This window comes from Burkholderia sp. Ac-20392 (assembly GCF_017104585.1).
Taxonomy (GTDB): domain Bacteria; phylum Pseudomonadota; class Gammaproteobacteria; order Burkholderiales; family Burkholderiaceae; genus Burkholderia; species Burkholderia lata.
On sequence record NZ_JAAGPB010001207.1, the window covers coordinates 1 to 255 of the forward strand.

A 255-nucleotide genomic window follows, 5' to 3' on the forward strand; every position below is an offset into this window, starting at 1 on the left:
GCTTACGGCGAGGGGGCCTTTCACCCCCTTTATCGCTACTCATGTCAGCATTCGCACTTCTGATACCTCCAGCATCCCTTCCGAGACACCTTCGCAGGCTTACAGAACGCTCTCCTACCATGCGTGCTAAGCACGCATCCGCAGCTTCGGTATATAGCTTAGCCCCGTTACATCTTCCGCGCAGGACGACTCGATCAGTGAGCTATTACGCTTTCTTTAAAGGGTGGCTGCTTCTAAGCCAACCTCCTGACTGTT

At 53.7% G+C, this 255-nt stretch carries 1 rRNA gene; it reads right to left on the reverse strand.

The annotated features are described in order from the left end of the window. Window positions 1-255, reverse strand: a 23S ribosomal RNA gene (locus G3N99_RS41650); the annotation flags it as partial.